A 20896-nucleotide genomic window follows, 5' to 3' on the forward strand; every position below is an offset into this window, starting at 1 on the left:
CTTTTCTCTCCTTTTACTGGTTTTCAAAATACTCGGTTACGAATGCCGGCACACCATCTTTGGTAAACGATCGAATGATCGGATAATCTTTTTCCTCCACGAAATAACCGATGAAAAAGGGTCCCTGTTCCACTCCATAATAATGACTGGCCGTGGCATCAAGAGCATCTTGAATCTGACCTTTGTCCTCTATAACCATTCCTTTTCCAGCATATCTTCTCTCTGTCAGGATTTGATGTGGATCGTCGGTTTCTTGCCTTTTATCCAAAATCACCGCATAGGAAATATCCTCTGCCTGCATCACCGTTTGGTCATAAATCTCATGGGCTTTTAACCAGTTTCCAAATTGCTCATAGGATTTTAATATAGGCAACGGATAATACATATCCTCCCCATCAGGTACTTGAATGGAAGCCATGGTGTCTACCGGATTGACAATTTCCTGATAGGATTGATCATAAATATCCTGCTTCAAAGCCTGTAACGCTTCCTTTATTTCCTTTTTCTCCAGTATGGTCGTCCCTGATGTCCCATCCATCTCATTTGAAATACGCAAGTTGTCAAAGTCATTTTCATTCAAGTTCAAAATCGGATTTTTGATTTCCTTGTATTCCCGGGATTCATAGATAGGTTTTAAGTACTCCTCATAAGTCTCATCCAAATCAAGAAAGTATTCCCGATTGACCATACTGCCGTCTTCAAGCTGATAACTAAGAAATATTTTCTCTCGATTTAAGCGCTCTTTTGGCAAAATGCCTTTCGACTGTTCGATGATTTTTTTATGGAGACTTCGAACATGGCCGATAATCGCCGGGTCCTGAATCGCCAGCTCTCGTATTTTATCCACATCATTTTCTCTAGAGTAGTACATTGGATTCTCGTTAAAATAGACCGCTTTGATATTTTCTGCTTCCGGCACCCGACTCTCATACCCGGTAACATCCAAGGAGAATACGAGAATGATGGCACTTGCAACCGCGAGAAAGATTACATATCCTCTCCACTTACCGAACACCTGCCAGTTTTTTTGCAACACCATTTCTGCAATCAAATAACCAATTAATGATCCAAGCACATAACCGAAAATAATCCATGAGAGCTGATTTTCGGTTTCTCCGAAATAAAATCCACCGAACAGCATCATACAAGCTGTCACGCCGTATTTAAATATTGGACGCGCCTGGTGGAATGCCATGGGCTGACCACTTGCTTCAGAAGGGCGCTTTTGATAAATGAACCAGCCCAACGCATAAAACACGAAGGAAAGCAGCAAATAGATAGCGTACTTCCAACCAGGGAACTTCATGTTGTACAATTCAATAAAATCGGTCAGCGGCGAAAAAAGAGCAACATTGGTAAGTTGATAAAACGATATCGGAAAACCATCGAGTAAAATATTCAGGTTTGCGTAAACCAGCACGAGAATGCCAGCTGGAAACAGGAGAAAGATGTAGGTCAATACTCCCTGTACCGCAGATATACCGGTTAACATCCCGATCAATACTCCTGCCGAGAAAAGCAAAAGGGAAAAAACGACAGATTCACCGAACCAATGCCAAATATCCGCTTGCGTGTAGACCGTATATAAATCCATCGCCGGAAGCATCAAGGACAAAATAATGGCTGTAAACAATAAAGGTAGTACAATTAGCAATATTCCAACCAGAAAATGATGATTAAAAATCTTCCTCCGTGTTAACGGCAGGCTGTGTATGAAATCAGCAGCATTTTTCACTTGCATATATCGGAATAAAAACACGGCGACCAATACAGGGATGATATATAAAAAGAACAATTGAATTTCCGCATTGGACTCAAATAAGCTACGAAAGGAATATCCCATCCGTTCATCTGTTTCCAGCATAAGCAGATTCAGCGGCAATGCAAATAGTAATCCGGCGAAATAAACAATACCGATCCAGCCTGAACTCAACAAATCCTGTTTTAACAACTGTTTATTAAACAAGGATGTTTTCGATTGCATAACCGGCGTCCCCCATTTCATACACAAAAATTTCTTCCAGTGTTAACGGCAGCAGGTCGAGAATAACCGGATGATATTGTTCCAAGTGAGAAACGATTCGATCTTCCTTTCCTCTGACAATTGCTAATATGACGCTGCCGCGGCTCTCTTTGTACAACACTTCAAGATCTCCCCAAAAATCAGTATGTGGCTTACCCCGAAAGGCTATTTGAACCTTATGAATATCTGATTTCAAATCATCGAGGTCCTTTTCGAGAAGAAGCTTCCCTTGATGAAGAATACCGACATAATCACAAATGTCTTCCACTTCCCGGAGATTATGGGAGGAAATGATAATCGTCATCTCTCTATCCGCTACGTCCTGAACAAGAAGATTCTTCACTTTTTTCCTGATTACCGGATCGAGTCCATCGAACGGTTCATCTAAAATCAAATACTCCGGCATCGCCGATAACGCCAGCCAAAACGCTACCTGTCGCTGCATCCCCTTGGAGAACTGACTGATTTTCTTTTTCATGTCGAGCTGGAACAGCTGTTTCAATGTTACGAAGCGTTCTTGATTCCAATTTGGATAGGTATCTTGAAAAAATTCAGCCATCTGTTTAATGGAATATTGGGAAAAGAAATAGACGGTATCAGATAGGAAAAAGGTTACCTTTTTTATCTCCGTATTCTCATAAACGCTTTTACCGTTGATGCTCAATTTTCCGTCGTCCGGTTTGATAATTCCGGCAATTATTTTGAGCAGCGTTGTTTTACCCGCTCCGTTTGAACCAAGCAGACCATAAATGGACCCTTTCCTGACTTGTAAATGAACATTTTGGAGCACATCTTTCTTTACATACGATTTGCAAATACTATTACTAACGATCATGATGATCCCCCCTCTTCACTTGCTCCTCTATTTCGATTATCATTCTTCGTAATTCATCCTGCGACATTCCTAAAAACATCGCTTCAGCTACCAACTTTTCCAATTGATCCCGCACCTTTTGCAACTCTTCTGATTTCTCCGATTTTGCCTGCTTATTGACAAAGCTGCCTTTGCCTTTCACTGAATAAATATAGCCTTGTGTCTCCAGTTCTCTGTAAGCTTTTTGTATCGTGTTTGGATTGATCGTCAATTGTTGGGCAAGTACACGTACAGAGGGCAGCTTTTCGTCGACTTGGAGCACATCATTGATGATCAGCTCTTTCAACTTCTCGACAAGCTGTTCATATATAGGCTTCCGGCTTCTCATATCGAGATCGAACATCGCGTAACCTCCGCTTCCGGTTAACTGTATTAACTGTATTAATATATGTAATACAGTTTGAGTATATCCTAAACGAGCGTTTTTGGGAAGGTATTTTTTTATAAAATTAAATTTGCACCCTATAATGGCTTAAAAACAAGCATTTCAATTAATATTCATTTTTCGTTTTAGAAAGCGAAACGAAGGTAATACTTGGGAAGAGGAGGTTGCTGTAATGATTAGTTTGTTAATCAAAATTGTCATGCTGCCAATCATTATTTTGTTCTTCAGTTATTTTTTTGAAGGGGTGTATTTTGAATCAATCTGGCAAACAATCGCTGCTATCGTTTTGCTGGCGGTGGTAGGTGTCGTGATGGAGGCAGTTCTCTTAAGAAGAAAAACATTCTGGCTGAGTATCGTGTTAGATTTTGCTGCGACGGCAGTACTATTGCTTGTTATTGCTGAAGTTTTTGATTCTATTCACGTCAGCCTAACAGGGGCAATCCTGATTGCGCTCGTAGTCGGCGTTCAAGAATATTTTGTTCACCTGCTATTGATTAACAACGGAAAATAACAAACGGTTTGGAAATTATGCTGATGATTAAACCAACAACTCTGATAGAAGGAAAAAAAGCTTTTTGATTGAATCGTATTTTTCCCAATCACAAAACAGGACTAATGTCCCGGCTAAAACAGGTTTACATTTCCTCTTAAAAGGATATGGTATCTATACATCTCATCTAAATGGTTATTCTCTACTTCCTATTGGTGAGGTAGAAGTAATTTGAAATTTCCTCCCCCCTTAAGAATGGAGCTTGTGTTCAAGCTCGCCAGGCTGTCGTTTTTCGACAGTCTGTTTTTTTTGGACAATACTTTTCCATTGCCGGCATAAATTAAAAATAGAATATTTTTTCTTTTGATGGAGACGAGAGTTTTGTGATTTACCAGAAATAAGATTATCATTAATAATAGATAGAAAATCTACTGATTCTGAGAGGATTGAAAAAAAGTTGGAGTTATCGGTTCAAGCTTTGATTTTTTTATTTTCAGCGATGTTGATCATCGGGGTATTAGCTACAAAATTTTCTTCACGTATCGGACTTCCTTCGCTTGTTCTTTTTCTTCTGCTCGGCATGTTTCTCAACAATTATGTATTTTTTGAAAATGCTAAACTCAGTCAATTGATTGGTATAGTAGCCTTGGTTATCATTCTGTTCGAGGGCGGAACACAGACAAAGTGGAGAAATATCCGGCCTGTTCTAGGGGCCGCAGGGTCACTGGCTACAATCGGTGTGTTGATTACTACGATCGTGACTGGCATCGCAGCGATGTATATTCTGGACTTATCCTTACTGGAAGGAATGCTCTTTGGTGCAATCGTCGGCTCTACCGATGCTGCTGCGGTATTTTCCGTGCTTGGAAACAAAAATATTAAGCGTCGGATCACTTCTACGTTGGAAGCCGAGTCTGGGACCAACGATCCAATGGCCGTGTTCTTGACAGTGACTTTGATAGAAATTATTCAGCTGCCAGACAGCTCCCTGTGGACAGCAATCGGAAGCTTTTTCTGGCAAATGGGAGTCGGTTTGGCTGTCGGTTTTCTTCTTGGTAAAGCGACTACAGCGGTTATCAATAAAATTACGCTAGATGCTTCTGGTCTTTATCCTGTACTTGCACTAGCTTGTGCCATTTTCACGTATGCCTCCACAACTGCTATCGGTGGCAGCGGATTGCTTGCTGTATACGTGATGGCTGTCTACATCGGCAACAATGATTTGATGTACAGGTTTTCGATTTTACGATTCAACGAGGGCTTTGCATGGATGATGCAAATCATTATGTTCATCCTGTTAGGCTTGCTTGTATTCCCAGAACAACTACTTAATATCTTTTGGCAAGGTCTTTTGCTATCCGTGATTTTAATGTTTATCGCAAGACCTGTCGGTGTTTTTCTCAGCATGCTATTCATGAAGTATACCGGGAAAGAAAAATTTTTCATTTCCTGGGCCGGGCTGAAAGGTGCTGTACCGGTCATCCTTGCCACCTATCCTACCCTTGCAGGTGTCGAAAACAGCCAGTTGATTTTCAATGTCGTCTTTTTCGTGGTATTGACATCGGCACTGATTCAGGGCGGTACACTTTCCTGGCTTGGCAGTAAGCTTCATTTAACGGAAAACATGCAGGCAAGTCCTTTTCCTACAATGGAATTAATTACACTCGGGCGTTCCGGTGCGGAAATCATGGAAGCCACTATAAGCGAGGATACCCCGGCAACTGGAGTAACACTCCAAGATCTAACACTGCCGGAAGAAACCCTGATTACCGCCATCATCCGGGAAGGAAAGGTGATAACCCCTACAGGAAGCTCGATTCTCGAAACGGGTGATACGTTGTATGTACTCACTCATAAAAAACAACGAGAACAGGTCAGGGCCATGCTCTTTGGAAATAAGAAAACCAAAAAGCCTGAAGGTAAAATCGAGAAGAAACAGAAAAAGAACGTTAATAAGTAACTGGTATTCTGAAAGACTGACATTGGCACTTACCTATCACTTCATTTTCTATGGCAAAAAAAGACATTCGCCTCTATATGGTGAATGTCTCTTTTTCTATTCTTCCTTTTTACTGGTGAAGGAACTTAATGCATACAGGATTTGGTACGGTTACATTTTTTTGCTTCAGCTCCAGCTTCCCGGTTTCCGGGTCACGTGTAAACAAGGTCAAATTACTGGAATTTTGGTTGGAAGCAAGTAAATATTGTTCAGACGGATCCAAGCTGAAGTCGCGCGGCCAACCGCCTTCTGTCGAATAATGCTCAACAAATGAAAGCGCTGCTCCATCCTCTTTCACCTCAAACAAAGCGATGCTGTCATGTCCACGGTTTCCAGCATATACAAAACGCCCATCGGAAGAAATATGGATGGCACTTCCTTGGCTATTCTCAGTAAAATCATCTGGAATGGTGTAAATCGACTGAAGCTGAGTGAAGCTTCCGTTCGTTTGATCATATGCAAGGACGATGACTTCGTTGCTCAATTCCGTCATTACATAGGCGTATTTCCCATTAGGATGGAACACAATATGGCGAGGTCCGCTTCCCGGTTTTGTAGAAAAACTGTTTATTTCCTCCAGCTTCTTCTCATTGATGGTATACGTTTTTATCGTATCAGACCCTAAGTCAACCACGATGACATATTGTTCATCTGGTGTGTAGCCTGAAAAATGGACATGCGGTTTTTCCTGTCTTTCGTGAGGTCCGGAACCAGCATGTTCGACACTGGATGAAGCAGGTTCTATTGCCCCCGTTTCCGGATCAACTGTGTACGCATCGACTGTTCCTTTATGATAATTTGCTGTGACCAATTGTTTATTCGAACGATCGATACTAATATGACAAGGAGCAGCCCCCTCTGAAACCTGTTTATTCACCAGAGAAAGGGTACCGTTCTCTCCAATTGCATAAGCTGCAGCCCCGCCGCCTTTTTCTTCCTGCATAACCGAATAGAGATACCGATTGTCCTTGCTTATCGTTAAATAGGTTGGTTTTTCCGTATGAGCAGCATCAGCAAGGATGGAAACCTCCCCACTAGACTGATCCAATGAAAACGAATAAATGCCCAAACTGTCCCCGTTTGTGTATGTACCAATATATCCAAGGCTCTGTTGTTTATCCATTACTAGTCCACCTCCATAGAAAGATACTTACACTATACCATACCCTGCAAAATCTGTATTTTCGAAAGTTTCCCTATCCATTTTCTGAAAAATATTTTATAATGACAGATAACCGTTTAAGAACACATGTTCCGAAATAGATAAAATAGGGGGATGCACTTGAAAGAGATAGAGAAAGTAGAAAAGAAAATCGAAGCATTAAGGCTGAAGATGTATCAGCTATTTATGTGCGATCCACAAAGCCCGGACATTTTGACCATATCCCAAAATTTGGACGAAGCGTTGAATTTATTTGACACCTTAAAAAAAGCCGAATAGTGACCGAAAACGAAATCCCGCTATCACAGATGCTACTTAAGTCCATCGACAAATATAACAATTTATGTCATGGTGATAAAAAAGGAAAGATACTGGAAGGATGTGTTGACTATCGTTCGGTTTGATGAAGCTTCTCTGGATAAAAATGAAATATTCAAGCAAATCGTGGAACGATTGACGGAAGCGGTAATCGTCCACCTTGATGGGGATATTATTTATCTCAATCAATCTGGTGCGGAACTCCTAGGGGGTTCAAATCAGGAGTTCATCGGAAAAAAATTGATTTCATATATACACGAAGATTACCATCAAACGGTTTATGAGCGAATTAACCATATCGTCGAAAATGGGACTTCTCCATCCACAAGCGAGCAAATGATTCGACGTGCTGACGGTTCTACTGTTCAAGTGGAAACCAATTGTAATCCGTTACAAATCGAAACGAAACAAGCAGTCCAATCTGTCTTCCGTGATATAACAGGGCGGAAGGAAACCGAAAGATCATTGGAGAAAGCATTAAAAGAAATCAATGAGCTTGCTTCTCCCATTGTACCGATATTGAAGGGAATCGCTGTTCTCCCCCTAATCGGCTCCATAGAAACAGAACGGGCTCAACAATTTTTAGACCATATCCCTGCCAGTGTGGCGGATAAAGATATCCAGTGGTTGATACTCGATTTTTCCGGGATCGTTAATCTGGACACTTATGTGGCTGACTATCTGTTTAAAGTCAATGAAACGATCCGCCTGCTCGGGATTGAAACCATCATAACCGGAATGCGCCCTGATTTAGCTCAAGTTGCGACACAGCTTGGAATCAAATTTTCCATCAAGACCTTTGGCTCTGTCCGACAAGCTCTTCATTACATCGGGGTCAGAGGCTAACTACTTCTATTCAGGACCACCTTCAACAATTGGCATAAAAGATCTAAAGAGAGGTGAATAAGATGGGACTTAAATCAAACATCTACAAAGTTCTTCGGGTTTGGAATGATATCGACGCTGTCAGAAAGGGCCGGATAGGAAAAAGAGTCGGCAGACGCGTTGCTGGTAAATCGGCTGGAAAAGCAATCAAAAAGCTGTTTAAATAAATAGAAGAAAAACGGAAATGCCTCCGCAAGGCATCTTCTGATTGCAAGATAAAAGGGCCAGATCCGTTGATTTGTTGAGCAACAACCAGTCGGAACAGCCCCTTTTTTGTTTTAATAAGGTTCAGGATTCGTTAGGTCAATATCGTAGACTCCTGAGAGTATTTTGGGCAAGTAAAATGAAACGTACTGTTGGATATTCTTGTCTTCCATATGAATAAGGCTTATCAGTATGAACCCTCTATCGGTATGTGGCGGTACTTCCCACTTCATGATGATTCCCCCTTGCATCTACTATACACCGATCCGCCAAAAGTTCAATGTTTATTTCGAATTTTCAATCTTTTATCAAGGACTAAAAAAACATGCCGAGCATAACATCGGCATGTTTCCTTATTATTACCTGCTTACATCTGTAATGATGAATCTGCTTTTTGGAAGTGTCGGCATCCTGGATAACCTGATACTCAAGTCCTGTGCCGGAACTCGAAAATCCATCCTGGATAAAAACGCAAGACTGGTTTTCATTACTTCGATGGTTACCCATTCCCCTGCACAGCGATGACCCATTTCATACTCTCCACCACCCTGCGGGATAAAATCAAATGGACTCCCTTTCCAGGTTTGAAAGCGTTCTGGTCGGAATTGTTCCGGCTCTTCCCAAATCTCGGGATGATGATTCGTTCCATATATATCAAGAAGTACAAGGGTTCCTTTTTTAAAAGAATATCCTTGCCAGGTAAAGTTACGACGGACTCTTGCACCTGTAAACGGACCGAACGGATAGAAGCGGCGGACTTCCTGAACGAACAATTGCCGATAGTTGTCTGCATCGGCCCACAGTTTTTCTCTTACTTCCGGATGTTGATGAATCGCCATCGCTCCAAAAGTAATAAAACTGGCTATGGCTACAATTGGCCGGATAATATTCAGCAATTCTACAGCTGCCATTTGTGTGGTTAATCTTTTATTATTTAAATCCCGATGAAAAGCCATGGCATAGGCGGCCGTCTCTTCAGATGGCTTCCATTTANCCATCAAGACCTTTGGCTCTGTCCGACAAGCTCTTCATTACATCGGGGTCAGAGGCTAACTACTTCTATTCAGGACCACCTTCAACAATTGGCATAAAAGATCTAAAGAGAGGTGAATAAGATGGGACTTAAATCAAACATCTACAAAGTTCTTCGGGTTTGGAATGATATCGACGCTGTCAGAAAGGGCCGGATAGGAAAAAGAGTCGGCAGACGCGTTGCTGGTAAATCGGCTGGAAAAGCAATCAAAAAGCTGTTTAAATAAATAGAAGAAAAACGGAAATGCCTCCGCAAGGCATCTTCTGATTGCAAGATAAAAGGGCCAGATCCGTTGATTTGTTGAGCAACAACCAGTCGGAACAGCCCCTTTTTTGTTTTAATAAGGTTCAGGATTCGTTAGGTCAATATCGTAGACTCCTGAGAGTATTTTGGGCAAGTAAAATGAAACGTACTGTTGGATATTCTTGTCTTCCATATGAATAAGGCTTATCAGTATGAACCCTCTATCGGTATGTGGCGGTACTTCCCACTTCATGATGATTCCCCCTTGCATCTACTATACACCGATCCGCCAAAAGTTCAATGTTTATTTCGAATTTTCAATCTTTTATCAAGGACTAAAAAAACATGCCGAGCATAACATCGGCATGTTTCCTTATTATTACCTGCTTACATCTGTAATGATGAATCTGCTTTTTGGAAGTGTCGGCATCCTGGATAACCTGATACTCAAGTCCTGTGCCGGAACTCGAAAATCCATCCTGGATAAAAACGCAAGACTGGTTTTCATTACTTCGATGGTTACCCATTCCCCTGCACAGCGATGACCCATTTCATACTCTCCACCACCCTGCGGGATAAAATCAAATGGACTCCCTTTCCAGGTTTGAAAGCGTTCTGGTCGGAATTGTTCCGGCTCTTCCCAAATCTCGGGATGATGATTCGTTCCATATATATCAAGAAGTACAAGGGTTCCTTTTTTAAAAGAATATCCTTGCCAGGTAAAGTTACGACGGACTCTTGCACCTGTAAACGGACCGAACGGATAGAAGCGGCGGACTTCCTGAACGAACAATTGCCGATAGTTGTCTGCATCGGCCCACAGTTTTTCTCTTACTTCCGGATGTTGATGAATCGCCATCGCTCCAAAAGTAATAAAACTGGCTATGGCTACAATTGGCCGGATAATATTCAGCAATTCTACAGCTGCCATTTGTGTGGTTAATCTTTTATTATTTAAATCCCGATGAAAAGCCATGGCATAGGCGGCCGTCTCTTCAGATGGCTTCCATTTACCGCTTCGCACATCCTTTATGATTTGGCGAGCCCATTGCTCCATTCGGTTCCTTGCCAGTCGTCCTCTTTGGTAGCGGGGACCTACCGCTCCAAATGCATCAATCATCGAACCGAGGTCCCGGGCATGTTGGGCTACTTTCCCTTCTTCCACTGGAACACCAGCCCATTTACAGCCCACTCGGTACAAGATTTTCCTCGACTCTTCCAATACGACTACTTTACCCTGCCTTTCCCATTCAGTCATGCTTGCCTGCCATTGTTCAGCTGTAATATCTTTCAAAACCTGTAGCCTTTTCGGGGTCATCAATGACATAAACAATTGCTTTCGATGATGATGAGAAGCACCATCCATTGTCTGCACCCCATTCACGCCGAACAATGTTTTTTGCACCCTTTTGGGAGCAGCTCCTTTCCGCTGAAAACGGTCGTTATCATAGAAAACTTTTGCAGCTTCCTCTCCACTCATACAAATTGCCTTCTGTCCAAGCAAACGCGTTTCAAAGATATTCGATTGAAATTGACGACATCTGTTCGGAATATAAAGATACCCCTCCTGCATCAACGCAAGACTGTTATCCAATCCTTTTTCCCGGGGGACTCGTCTGTCTTTCGCCATCGTATTGCTCCTTCCCGTGGGCCAATGCCCGTTATATGTTGAACTATGTAAATTTTTTATTCCGATTCCCTTGAGCCCCTGTTATCAAACAATAGCTTTTCCAACCTTCCCGGGGATATGTATAGGGCTGAAATCCATTTGAAAAGGCTGCCGAGTTTCCTCGACAGCCTTGGTTCAATCAACGCGTATATACACGAACATAGGTTGGATTGGCGGTGATGTACAGCCCGCTCTTTATTTGATACATGTAACCACCATCTACATAAAACCGGTCTCGAATTACCGTAAACACTTCTCCACGGTTGACAATTACCGCTCTGTCATTCCAATCCGGAGTATTGTACGTCCATAAAGAGTCAGCAAGAATTTCAATATATTTTTGTTCCGTACTCCCTCCGTCATCTTCAAAACTAATGCCGAAGAATCGACAAATGGCTTTGGCATGAATTCGAGCAATATTGGCAACGTAAGTCGCCTGTCCCGACCCAAAAATCATTTGGAAGTCCACGTCATTAGTCATAAATCCATTTTCTGTAAGAACAGCAGTCATGTTGGTTTCTCGGCAGATATGAAGGTTGGTCCAGCTACCGGGCTGGCTGGCGTGAAGACCGGTTCCATGGGTGCTGTAACCCGCATTACGCACTTCATCAACATACAACTCCGCCAACCGGCGTGCTTCACTCGCGGTGTACCAATAAAAGGCACAGCGCCCTTCCGCACTTGTAGTGGAACTTGCATTCGCATGAATCGACCATACCAAATCTACGTTCTGTGCATTATAGTAATTCGTACGCTGGGTCAAGCCAATCTCTGGAGAAAACGGCTGCTGGTAGAGCAATGTGTCAATACCATTACTGCGGAGTAAGCGATCCAATTCCTGCGCAACAAGTGAGTTGAAGTTATGTTCTTCATAGACAACCCCGTTCCGAACAACTCCTTTTCCACCGCCATTTTCCCATGTATCTGATCCATGACCGATATCTATTGCAACTCGTACCATCTATCCCAGCTCCTTTATTTTTTAATAAATCAAGCGTTAAATGAAATTACCATCCAACTTCGAAGCGGCGCCACTCTTCGACAATCGGTGTGATAATTTAACCGCTTGTTACTAAATAAAGAAGACAATCTTGCCAAATTAACAACCAATTGGTGAATTTTTCTATTCAAAAAACAAATTTGTCGAAACACCTTGTTTCTATACTTGGTGCGTTTTAGTGACCATAAGGAAATTTCGACAAAGCCCATAACAGATAAATAATATTCAACTTTTTCTATAAAATAAAAGTGGCAAACATAGATAGAAGGAAGGAAAACTTTGTGAGAAGGAACCTTATTCAATTGTGGACATTATCTGATCCATACTATTTTCACTGCACCAGACTATCTTATATTAAAGAAAGTAATAATAGTGATTTCCAAAATATTTTCCGAGTCCGGCTTACTTCCTATCAAGGGAAAAACATCATGCTTGACGACGGCACTATGATCCGGAAAAACGATACGTTGATAAAAATTCATCTCCACAATATCCGGCTTATAAATGAAACATATGATATCTCAGGAGAAGTCCGTAAAGCGCGTCATATCTATCAAACAGTCCAAGCATCACTTCCCGGATTGGCTGCTTATCTAAGAGAACATGTTAAACGGGATCAAATCAAGGGAATTATCGGCATTACGGTCCTGAATCATAAGATCTGCCAGCGGCTGGGTTTTGAGACTTTTACCATTTCCAATCCAGCCTACAAGCTGTTTAAATATGCCATTTTCTCTACAATCAACAAGCTTGCTACAGACCCCTCGCGTTTTCATAAGGGCAAACAAGAACCGATGTATTTATTTATGTCCAAAGACAAACTACTAAACGTTTATGAAAGTTAAAGCACAAACGCCTTGAATACCCCCGACCAGTTTAAAACCTCGAGGGGGTAGGCGTCGAAGCTGACCAAAAGTCCTTTAATGGCGATAAAAAACAAAAAGCCAACCACGCTGTTTAAACAGCTGATTGACTTTTTTCATCCTACCACTTTTTCATTAGCAGCTTGTACAGCAGACTGCAGTCGGTGAATGGTGATTTCCGGCCGGCTTCCGATTCGGATATTCAATCCAGTTTGACCGAGCCCTTCGCTTATATAAAAAGATTTTCCCTGGTGGCAATGCAACCCCTTAACCATGTTCATCCTGGCTAGTTTTCCCATTTTAACTAAATGGTAGGCTTTCGGATAAAGGATTTGGCCGCCGTGAAAATGACCGGATAATAAATAATCATAATGATAATCATCCATCTCTAATACTACGTTTGGATCGTGGGTTAGTACTAGACGATAACCAGCTGGTCCGACTCCTGCAAAGGAAGACGAAAGATCGCTGTGACCTGTGCCATAATCGTCAATTCCAATAATGTGCAGGGGCTGTCCCTTTGCAATGATCGTTTTGTTTTCATTCTGTAGGACAATGCAGTTATTAGCTTCCAGTACTTCACGTAAATCCTGAAAATTTTTCTTTTGCAGCACATAGTCGTGATTGCCGAAAACAGCATACATGCCAAAAGCAGGCTCCAAATGGTTCAACACTTGTAAATATGGCTCCAGTTTCGGGATCGTTCGTTTCCGATCGAGAAAATCTCCTGTGAGAGCAATCAAATCAATTGGTTGGTCTTTCAGTTTTTCGTATAGCTGTTGAGGAGAGATCGATATATTTTCCAAATGCAGGTCCGATAAATGCAAGATTTGCAATGGTCGGGACTGCTTATCATCACTTGATACAAGATCCAGCTTATTGATTACAACCTGTTTTGTGTTCTGATAAGCTTTCATTCCAATTAACGCCAATAATATAGCAACAGCAAATAAGATAAGATACATGACCAGCACCTCCATCCTTCATTATACAGGAAACGGACGAGCCCATGGCTAGTAATTACTGGATTGGCTGCCAGGTAAAAGACCGGATGGTAAGTAAAGAAAAATAACCGATTTTCCCATACTAATCTTGAAATACACCTATCGGAGGGAATTCAATGAAAAAGCTACTCTTTTTACCTTTTTTACAACTTCCATCAGGTCATCACCAGGTAGCCGATACATTAATAGAGCATATCCAGGAAATCGATTCCCAGTTCGTTTGTAAGAAAGTTGACCCATTAGCCTATACATTCGGTAAATTAGAAAGGGTTATTTCCGGCACTTATTTAAAATGGATCCATTACTTGCCGCAAACGTATAGCTGGTTGTATCACAAAACAGTATATAATGACCGGTCCACCCAGGAAAATTACCCGGTTTACGACTTACTGTTTAGCAAAGCATTCGAAAAGCTGCTGGAGGAGGAGCAACCGGATGCTGTCATCTGCACCCACTCCCTCCCCTCTTATATAATCGGTCGTTTAAAAGAAAAAAAAAACTTGCGGATGCTGCTCATTAATGTGTATACCGATTTTTTCGCTCACCAAATGTGGGAAACAAATGGGGCGGATATGCACTTTGTCTCTTCTCACCTTTTTAAAGAGGATTTAATTCAAAAAGGAGTCAATCCCAACACAGTCTTCATTACAGGCATTCCAACCCATAAAGCGATCCAACCTTCCGATTTCCAAATCCCCTGCCATGATAATCCTTGCCTGCTTATCACAGGAGGCAGCTTGGGTGTCGGCGGCTTGAAACAATTACTAGGTAGTATGACAGGTCGAAAGGGAACCTACCTCGTTCTGTGTGGAAAAAATCAAAAGCTGTACAACACGTTGAAAAAGGAGGATAACCAAACGATAAGGCCACTTTCTTACATCGAGTCCCGGGAACAAATGGATGACATCTATAACCAAGTCGACGGGATTATCAGCAAGCCGGGAGGGGTTACGATCAGCGAATGTGTAAAAAAACGGAAACCAGTCTTTGTCTATCATGCTTTACCGGGTCAGGAAGAGATTAACCTGAAACTGATCAAACAACTCGGAATTGGCATAGAAAGCCTTGGCATTCCTAACCTCGAACGTCGGATTTCTCAGTATTTCAACGACGCAAGACAAGCTTCCAGCCTGGAAGCAAAAATCGATGCCTACCACCACCATATTTCGGTTGACCCAACTCTTCTATTATATGAACGAATCAAAGAACAACCGTGAAATTAAAATTGTTTTAAAGAAAATAATATCCCCCTATTAAAAATGTTGTATTTTAAGACGATAATAATCAATGTGGGCAAAATAAACATTTACTGTTTTAATTTGCAACAAGAAGAGGGGGAAGAAAAGAAATGAAAAAGAAAAAAAGCAGCAACTGGTCATTCAGTTTGAAAAACAGGCTGATCATTGCTTTTTTGGGAGTACTTTTAATCCCAAGTATTCTTATCGCCATCAGTTCATATGCAAGTTCTGCCAATAAGGTAGAAAGCCAGATGATGCAAACAGCTGAAAAGAACGTGAATCTGGCTAGTCAAACGGTCGATCAATTCGTGTCTGCCCAGCAAGAAAACATCGATTATCTATCCAACGCGATTCAAGCTGCAGACATTAAAAACAACAAGGACGCACAGACTCGTGACTTACTGGATACGATCCAGGATTCCAAAGCAGATGTGGAACAAACCTATGTAGGCACTGAAACAGGCCAATTCATGAATTCACCTACATCCTTTAAAAACCCGCCTGATTACGATCCCCGTGAACGGCCGTGGTATCAGCAGGCAATGGAGGAAAAGGGTACGGTTATTGTAACTGATCCCTATGTTTCCCAATCCTCCGAACAAGTAGTAGTAACACTGGCAAAGGCCACTGCAGATGGGCAAGGTGTCGTAGCAGTAAACCTGAAGCTTGGCAGCCTTACCGAAATGATCAGCCAGGTGTCGATTGGAAAAGAAGGTTACTTATTTTTACTTGATAGCACCAACCATTTTATCAGCCATCCGACCAATGAACCAGGTTCAGAAGCTACTGAAGACTTTTACGGAGATATTCAAGCCAATGAATCCGGAAGCTTTGATTACAAGGTTGACGGTGACCAGAAGAAACTAGCCTTTACGACTAGTGATGTGACAGGTTGGAAAATCGTCGGCACCATGTATCAGGAAGAAGTCTCTTCCGCTGTGACGCCTATTCTGGTTACTACCTTAATCGTCATTGCTGTGGCACTAATTCTTGGAGGAGCAGTCATATTCTTTATAATCAGCTCCATAAACAAGCCAATCAACGAACTTGTCAGTGCAGCGGACCGCATCAGTGACGGGGACCTTAGTGTCAATGTAAATGTTTTACGCAATGATGAACTAGGAAAGCTTGGCCAAGCATTCAACAAAATGCGCAACAATCTAAGCGATGTTATCTTGCAAGTACGAGAGAAAGCAAGTAGTTTGGCCGCTTCTTCCGAGCAGCTGAACGCCAGTACGGAACAAAACACTTCCGCAACGGAACAGATTTCTTCTTCCATCCAGGAAGTAGCATCTGGAATGGACAGCCAGTCTTCCAGAATCGTTGAAAGCACACAAATGGCTGAAGAAATGTCGAAATCCATTCAGCAAATCGCAGAAAGTTCAAACGAAGTTTCCACTACGACAGCCAGTGCTTCCTCTGCTGTGAAAGAAGGAAACAAGGCGATTGAAACAACCGTTGGCCAGATGGAATACATCAAACAAACAGTCAATGGGCTTTCTAATAGTATTCAAGGGCTTGGCAGTCACTCGAAAGAAATTAGTAAAATTGTCGATGTTATCACCGATATCGCCGAGCAAACCAATCTGCTGGCGCTAAATGCGGCAATCGAAGCAGCCAGAGCAGGTGAACATGGTAAAGGCTTTGCTGTCGTGGCTGATGAAGTCCGGAAACTTGCTGAGCAATCCGCTCAATCAACAGACCAAATCAGGCAAATGATTGGCACGATACAAACCGAAACATCAAATGCAGTGGAATCGATGAAAACAGGTACAGAGGAAGTTGAAAAAGGAATCACTGTCGTTCACCATGCTGGCGAATCGTTTACGGAAATCACCGGTTTTGTGAATACCGTTTCCCAGCAAATCGAACAGGTTACTTCCAAGATCCAGGAAATAGCCTCTGGTACAGAGCAATTCGTCGGTACCTTTGAGGAAGTAGCCAAAGTAGCAGATTTCACTTCAGACGGAGCCCAAAATGTGTCTGCTTCGACACAAGAACAGCTTGCATCCATGGAGGAAATCGCCGGATCAGCTACTTCCCTGTCGCAAATGGCAGAAGAACTACAAGATCTCGTAAAACAATTCAAGTTATAAAGCCTGGTGGCTAACGCCAAAACCGAACGATGATTCGAAACTAACATTCGAACTCGTTCGGTTTTTTTGATTTTTAATAGCTTTTGCAAAAATATGGGGTTTTCGCAAGGAAAATGATGTTGTTGTCCCTTTCTCTTTCTTTTTTACAAGCAGAACTGCTTAAAATCCGATTACCATACCCTTCCAATATCTTCTTTCCTTGCTTACTACAGATAAAAGGACAACCCGGGACAATTGTCACCCTTTTTTGTCAGGAAACCTGCCTTTCTGTAACTCTATTAACCCAAGTGAATTCATCGGAATTTCCCAACCTTATTTTAGCAGGTATTCCTATAATTACGCAGAAATGGTAGATAAATCTTTTAAAGGAGGAATAGTATGAAAAGTAAATTGTTTGCCGGTTTGTCACTTGCTGTCTCATTGGCCATTTTTCCATCACTGACCGACGTTTCCGCAGCCGATCAGCTCGAAAAAACAAAAAACGCACCTGCTCCAGTAGCTTCTGTCGAAAAAGGAAGTTACCAGGAAGGTGAAGTAGTCGTCAAATTCAAGGAAAAAACCGGAAAGTCCATTCAAAGCCAGGCTTTGAAAAATGTGAATGCAAAAGTCCTTCCTGATGAAGATAAGGTGGACTCCCCCTTCAAAGTACTGAAGGTAGGAAATGTCGAAGCAGTTGTCAAGGCGCTCGAAAACAATCCGAATGTGGAATATGCCGAGCCCAACTATACATTTAGTGCAACCTGGACACCGAATGATACCTATTATCGAAATATACAATACGGACCTCAGAACACATCAACAGACAGAGCATGGGATATAACGAGAGGAAGCAGCAGCCAGGAAATTGCCATCCTTGATACCGGGGTGGATTACAATCATTCCGATTTGGATAGCAAAACAATCAGAGGGTATGACTTCGTGGATAACGACTACACGCCGTTGGACTTGAATGGTCACGGCACTCATGTTGCCGGTACAGCTGCGGCAGAAACCAACAATGGTATTGGTATTGCCGGTATGTCTCCAAATACATCCATTCTTGCTGTTCGAGTGCTCGATGCCAACGGAAGCGGTTCGCTTGCTGACATCGCAGATGGAATACGCTATGCTGCTGATTACGGTGCAGAAGTGATCAATTTGTCTCTCGGGTGCAATTGCGACACCCAAACGTTGGAGAATGCTGTGAATTATGCTTGGAGCAAAGGTTCTGTCGTTATTGCAGCAGCAGGGAATGATGGTGTTTCCACCACTTTTGAACCTGCTTCATATGAAAATGTCATCGCTGTCGGAGCAGTAGACCGCTACGATCGCAAAGCATCCTTTTCCAATTACGGAACATGGGTAGATGTAACAGCACCAGGTGTTGATATCGCAGCTCCTGTTCCAAACAATGGTTATGCGTATATGTCCGGTACCTCGATGGCCTCTCCACATGTCGCCGGGCTTGCCGGTTTATTGGCTGGACAAGGAAGAAGCAATGTTCAGATTCGTCAAGCCATCGAACAGACAGCGGATCCAATCAGTGGTACAGGCTATTATTTCGAGCATGGGAAAATCAATTCTTATAACGCTGTCAGGTATTAAAAGCATCACCTGCTCCCTCCCGACCATCGTATCTAAAAAAAGAAAAGCTTATGACTGTTAAACAGCAGTCATAAGCTTTTTTAGCTTTCATTATGATTCAACCCCTTCCCCTCCTTTATCTTTGGCCAGCAGGCATTTTTATTTCGTACCCAAGTGTGCATATACTTCTTTTAAATTCGTAAATCCCAGCTTTTGGATCGATTGAATTCCTTCAGCCCATAGCCGGGCAGCGGCAATAGCATCATGGAGGGCATGGTGCCTGCGATCGATTTCTATCCCAAAATGGGCACAGCAATCTTCCAATGTGACCAATTTTGCCTCTGGTTCTATTATGTTCGTCAAAAAGGAAGTATCCATTATCCGATGCTGAAAACTCGTGCGTAACGATTTCCAAGTAGCATGTTTCATAAACTGTTTTTCATGGCTTGCATGATGAGCTACCAAAGGCTTCGTCCTGACAAACTGATAAAACTCCTTCAGTACGTCATGAATGGAATCTGCCTCTGCCAGCTCTTCATGGGTTAACCCGGTAAGATGGGTTATCTCTTCCGGAAGTTCTGTTTCACAACGGACTGGTGCATAAAATGTTTCATTATCAAGTATCTTTTCGCCCTGCATTTTCACAGCGCCTATTGAAAGAATTCGGTCGCCTTTATACGGAAAAAAACCCGTCGTTTCCAAATCGAAAACGACTACCTTTAATTCCGGTAAGGGAGCTTCCAGAACATCACTTTTTTTCAATTCCCTCTGCAGCTCTCTCATGTACGCCATTTTTCCTGGATCTGTCTGGTTTAGCATAGCATATGAACTGCCGCCGAACTTTCCTGATAGCTGCTTTACGAGTTGCATCATCTGATTCATCATTTCGCACACGCTGCTTCTATTTTGGTTTTCGTTTTGGAAAAAAGCTGATAGCCTTTTTTCATCATGCTCTTTAACTCCTGTTTTTCCTGTTTAGTTAAATCACGGATGGGAATGAGGTGCACTTCGTTATACGTTTTTGCCTCTTTACGAAATTTGAGTCGAAAGTCGAGCAACGCTTTAAAATCTTTTTCATACATTTGCAAGGAACGATAGGGCTCCGGCAATTGTCTGAACCTTGATAAGGTAGAAGGAACAAAAATCTTATTCTTTAACGCCAGTAGCCTGAGCGCATTTACATACGGAAAAAATACCTTTTGTTTTAAATGAATGGTACCAGCATGATCACCATGCTGTTCTGGAAGAAGCTGTCCGAATATCCCGACGCCTTTGTGATACAAATCCACATTATCGATCAGACGTTGATAAAGGCCTGGATCCTTGTCAAGGAATGTAAAGGCAGCCTGCTTCAAATTCACCAAGTAATCATGATTGCCGATCAGAATGCGGGAATCAAAAAAAGTGGAAAAATGACGCAAAGACTGCCAACTCGCTTCTGTAAGCCAGTCAATTATTTGTTGATGCCACGCTTCTTCCGACTTGCACCAAAGCGGGTTGGAAGACATCACTTCCCCCTCACATCGTTCATACCCAACCATCTCCAATGCTTCCGTTATTTCAGCTCCTGCCCTTAAAAAATAAGATTTACATGTCTCATCCCCGGCAAAAATAATGCCATGATCTTGATCGCTCCAAATCGATTGTTCAAACCTGCCAGCACTTCCCATTAAAAAGAAAGCAAAGGGAGCAGGAGGATCCCCCCACTCCATTCTCACCTTCTCCATTGCCAACTGGACCGTTTGAACCATCAACTGGTCATGGTATGAATTCAGTTTTTCATGGTCGACCGCGGTAGCCGAAAGGCGTTTACAGTTATCTTTGATTTCCTGATAATATTCCACTCC

At 42.3% G+C, this 20896-nt stretch carries 20 protein-coding genes; 10 read left to right on the plus strand and 10 right to left on the minus strand.

Annotated elements, in window-relative coordinates:
- Positions 1 to 13 precede the first annotated feature (13 nt).
- The 3 genes from BN1067_RS17775 to BN1067_RS17785 are packed head-to-tail and all read right to left on the minus strand — an operon-like array spanning position 14 to position 3240.
- On the minus strand, positions 14 to 1984 hold the full coding sequence (locus BN1067_RS17775; RefSeq protein WP_053220145.1) for a DUF6449 domain-containing protein: 1971 nt from the start codon (positions 1982 to 1984) through the stop codon (positions 14 to 16).
- Complete coding sequence (locus tag BN1067_RS17780; protein WP_053220146.1) at positions 1959 to 2858, minus strand: ABC transporter ATP-binding protein; 900 nt, start codon at positions 2856 to 2858, stop codon at positions 1959 to 1961. Before BN1067_RS17780 ends, BN1067_RS17775 begins: the two co-directional genes overlap by 26 nt.
- Positions 2848 to 3240, minus strand: a complete 393-nt coding sequence (locus BN1067_RS17785) for a GntR family transcriptional regulator (protein WP_053220147.1) — start codon at positions 3238 to 3240, stop codon at positions 2848 to 2850. Before BN1067_RS17785 ends, BN1067_RS17780 begins: the two co-directional genes overlap by 11 nt.
- Positions 3241 to 3454: 214 nt before the next feature.
- Between BN1067_RS17785 and BN1067_RS17790 the strand changes: the two genes are divergently transcribed.
- A complete protein-coding gene (locus tag BN1067_RS17790) occupies positions 3455 to 3793 on the plus strand; it encodes a hypothetical protein (RefSeq protein ID WP_110943555.1) in 339 nt (112 codons plus the stop codon).
- Between the two features lie 436 nt (positions 3794 to 4229).
- A complete protein-coding gene (locus BN1067_RS17795; protein WP_110943556.1) occupies positions 4230 to 5732 on the plus strand; it encodes a potassium/proton antiporter in 1503 nt (500 codons plus the stop codon).
- Positions 5733 to 5841: 109 nt separating this feature from the next.
- Here BN1067_RS17795 and BN1067_RS17800 read toward each other — a convergent pair whose 3' ends face one another.
- Complete coding sequence (locus BN1067_RS17800) at positions 5842 to 6894, minus strand: lactonase family protein (protein WP_053220148.1); 1053 nt, start codon at positions 6892 to 6894, stop codon at positions 5842 to 5844.
- Between the two features lie 159 nt (positions 6895 to 7053).
- Here BN1067_RS17800 and BN1067_RS17805 point away from each other — a divergent pair, with 159 nt between their 5' ends.
- The 3 genes from BN1067_RS17805 (at position 7054) to BN1067_RS19990 (ending at position 8303) form a co-directional block, all read left to right on the plus strand.
- A complete protein-coding gene (locus BN1067_RS17805; protein ID WP_199868560.1) occupies positions 7054 to 7212 on the plus strand; it encodes an aspartyl-phosphate phosphatase Spo0E family protein in 159 nt (52 codons plus the stop codon).
- Between the two features lie 69 nt (positions 7213 to 7281).
- A complete protein-coding gene (locus BN1067_RS17810; RefSeq protein WP_110943558.1) occupies positions 7282 to 8097 on the plus strand; it encodes a PAS domain S-box protein in 816 nt (271 codons plus the stop codon).
- Positions 8098 to 8159: 62 nt separating this feature from the next.
- Positions 8160 to 8303 carry a hypothetical protein gene (locus BN1067_RS19990; protein WP_199868561.1) on the plus strand — a complete coding sequence of 48 codons (144 nt, stop codon included), beginning with the start codon at positions 8160 to 8162 and terminating at the stop codon, positions 8301 to 8303.
- A 396-nt stretch (positions 8304 to 8699) separates the two neighbouring features.
- On the opposite strand, the gene BN1067_RS17815 is transcribed toward BN1067_RS19990, so the two are convergent.
- Positions 8700 to 9338, minus strand: coding sequence for a cytochrome P450 (locus BN1067_RS17815; RefSeq protein WP_053220150.1), 639 nt, complete (start codon positions 9336 to 9338; stop codon positions 8700 to 8702).
- 117 nt (positions 9339 to 9455) lie between these two features.
- On the opposite strand from BN1067_RS17815, the gene BN1067_RS19995 reads away from it, so the two are divergent.
- Positions 9456 to 9599 (plus strand): hypothetical protein, encoded by a 144-nt coding sequence (locus BN1067_RS19995; protein ID WP_199868561.1) that lies wholly within the window; start codon positions 9456 to 9458, stop codon positions 9597 to 9599.
- A gap of 396 nt (positions 9600 to 9995) precedes the next feature.
- On the opposite strand, the gene BN1067_RS17820 is transcribed toward BN1067_RS19995, so the two are convergent.
- Both BN1067_RS17820 and BN1067_RS17825 read right to left on the minus strand, forming a co-directional pair.
- On the minus strand, positions 9996 to 11246 hold the full coding sequence (locus tag BN1067_RS17820) for a cytochrome P450 (RefSeq protein ID WP_053220151.1): 1251 nt from the start codon (positions 11244 to 11246) through the stop codon (positions 9996 to 9998).
- A 178-nt stretch (positions 11247 to 11424) separates the two neighbouring features.
- Positions 11425 to 12246: an N-acetylmuramoyl-L-alanine amidase gene (locus BN1067_RS17825; RefSeq protein WP_053220152.1), complete on the minus strand. Its 822-nt coding sequence runs from the start codon at positions 12244 to 12246 to the stop codon at positions 11425 to 11427.
- A gap of 320 nt (positions 12247 to 12566) precedes the next feature.
- On the opposite strand from BN1067_RS17825, the gene BN1067_RS17830 reads away from it, so the two are divergent.
- Positions 12567 to 13130, plus strand: a complete 564-nt coding sequence (locus BN1067_RS17830) for a YkoP family protein (RefSeq protein ID WP_053220153.1) — start codon at positions 12567 to 12569, stop codon at positions 13128 to 13130.
- A gap of 134 nt (positions 13131 to 13264) precedes the next feature.
- Here the strand turns inward: BN1067_RS17830 and BN1067_RS17835 are convergent, their stop codons facing one another.
- On the minus strand, positions 13265 to 14113 hold the full coding sequence (locus BN1067_RS17835; protein ID WP_053220154.1) for a metallophosphoesterase: 849 nt from the start codon (positions 14111 to 14113) through the stop codon (positions 13265 to 13267).
- 155 nt (positions 14114 to 14268) lie between these two features.
- Here BN1067_RS17835 and BN1067_RS17840 point away from each other — a divergent pair, with 155 nt between their 5' ends.
- The 3 genes from BN1067_RS17840 to BN1067_RS17850 all read left to right on the plus strand — a co-directional run bounded on the left by BN1067_RS17840 (position 14269) and on the right by BN1067_RS17850 (position 19070).
- Positions 14269 to 15369: an MGDG synthase family glycosyltransferase gene (locus tag BN1067_RS17840; protein ID WP_053220155.1), complete on the plus strand. Its 1101-nt coding sequence runs from the start codon at positions 14269 to 14271 to the stop codon at positions 15367 to 15369.
- Between the two features lie 131 nt (positions 15370 to 15500).
- Positions 15501 to 17486 (plus strand): methyl-accepting chemotaxis protein, encoded by a 1986-nt coding sequence (locus BN1067_RS17845; protein ID WP_053220156.1) that lies wholly within the window; start codon positions 15501 to 15503, stop codon positions 17484 to 17486.
- 378 nt (positions 17487 to 17864) lie between these two features.
- Positions 17865 to 19070: a S8 family peptidase gene (locus tag BN1067_RS17850; RefSeq protein WP_053220157.1), complete on the plus strand. Its 1206-nt coding sequence runs from the start codon at positions 17865 to 17867 to the stop codon at positions 19068 to 19070.
- A gap of 138 nt (positions 19071 to 19208) precedes the next feature.
- On the opposite strand, the gene BN1067_RS17855 is transcribed toward BN1067_RS17850, so the two are convergent.
- Positions 19209 to 19934: an exonuclease domain-containing protein gene (locus BN1067_RS17855; RefSeq protein ID WP_324777951.1), complete on the minus strand. Its 726-nt coding sequence runs from the start codon at positions 19932 to 19934 to the stop codon at positions 19209 to 19211.
- Positions 19931 to 20893, minus strand: coding sequence for a DUF294 nucleotidyltransferase-like domain-containing protein (locus tag BN1067_RS17860; protein ID WP_053220158.1), 963 nt, complete (start codon positions 20891 to 20893; stop codon positions 19931 to 19933). Before BN1067_RS17860 ends, BN1067_RS17855 begins: the two co-directional genes overlap by 4 nt.
- Positions 20894 to 20896: the final 3 nt, after the last annotated feature.

It is taken from the genome of Virgibacillus senegalensis, assembly GCF_000821245.2.
GTDB lineage: Bacteria > Bacillota > Bacilli > Bacillales > Amphibacillaceae > Sediminibacillus > Sediminibacillus senegalensis.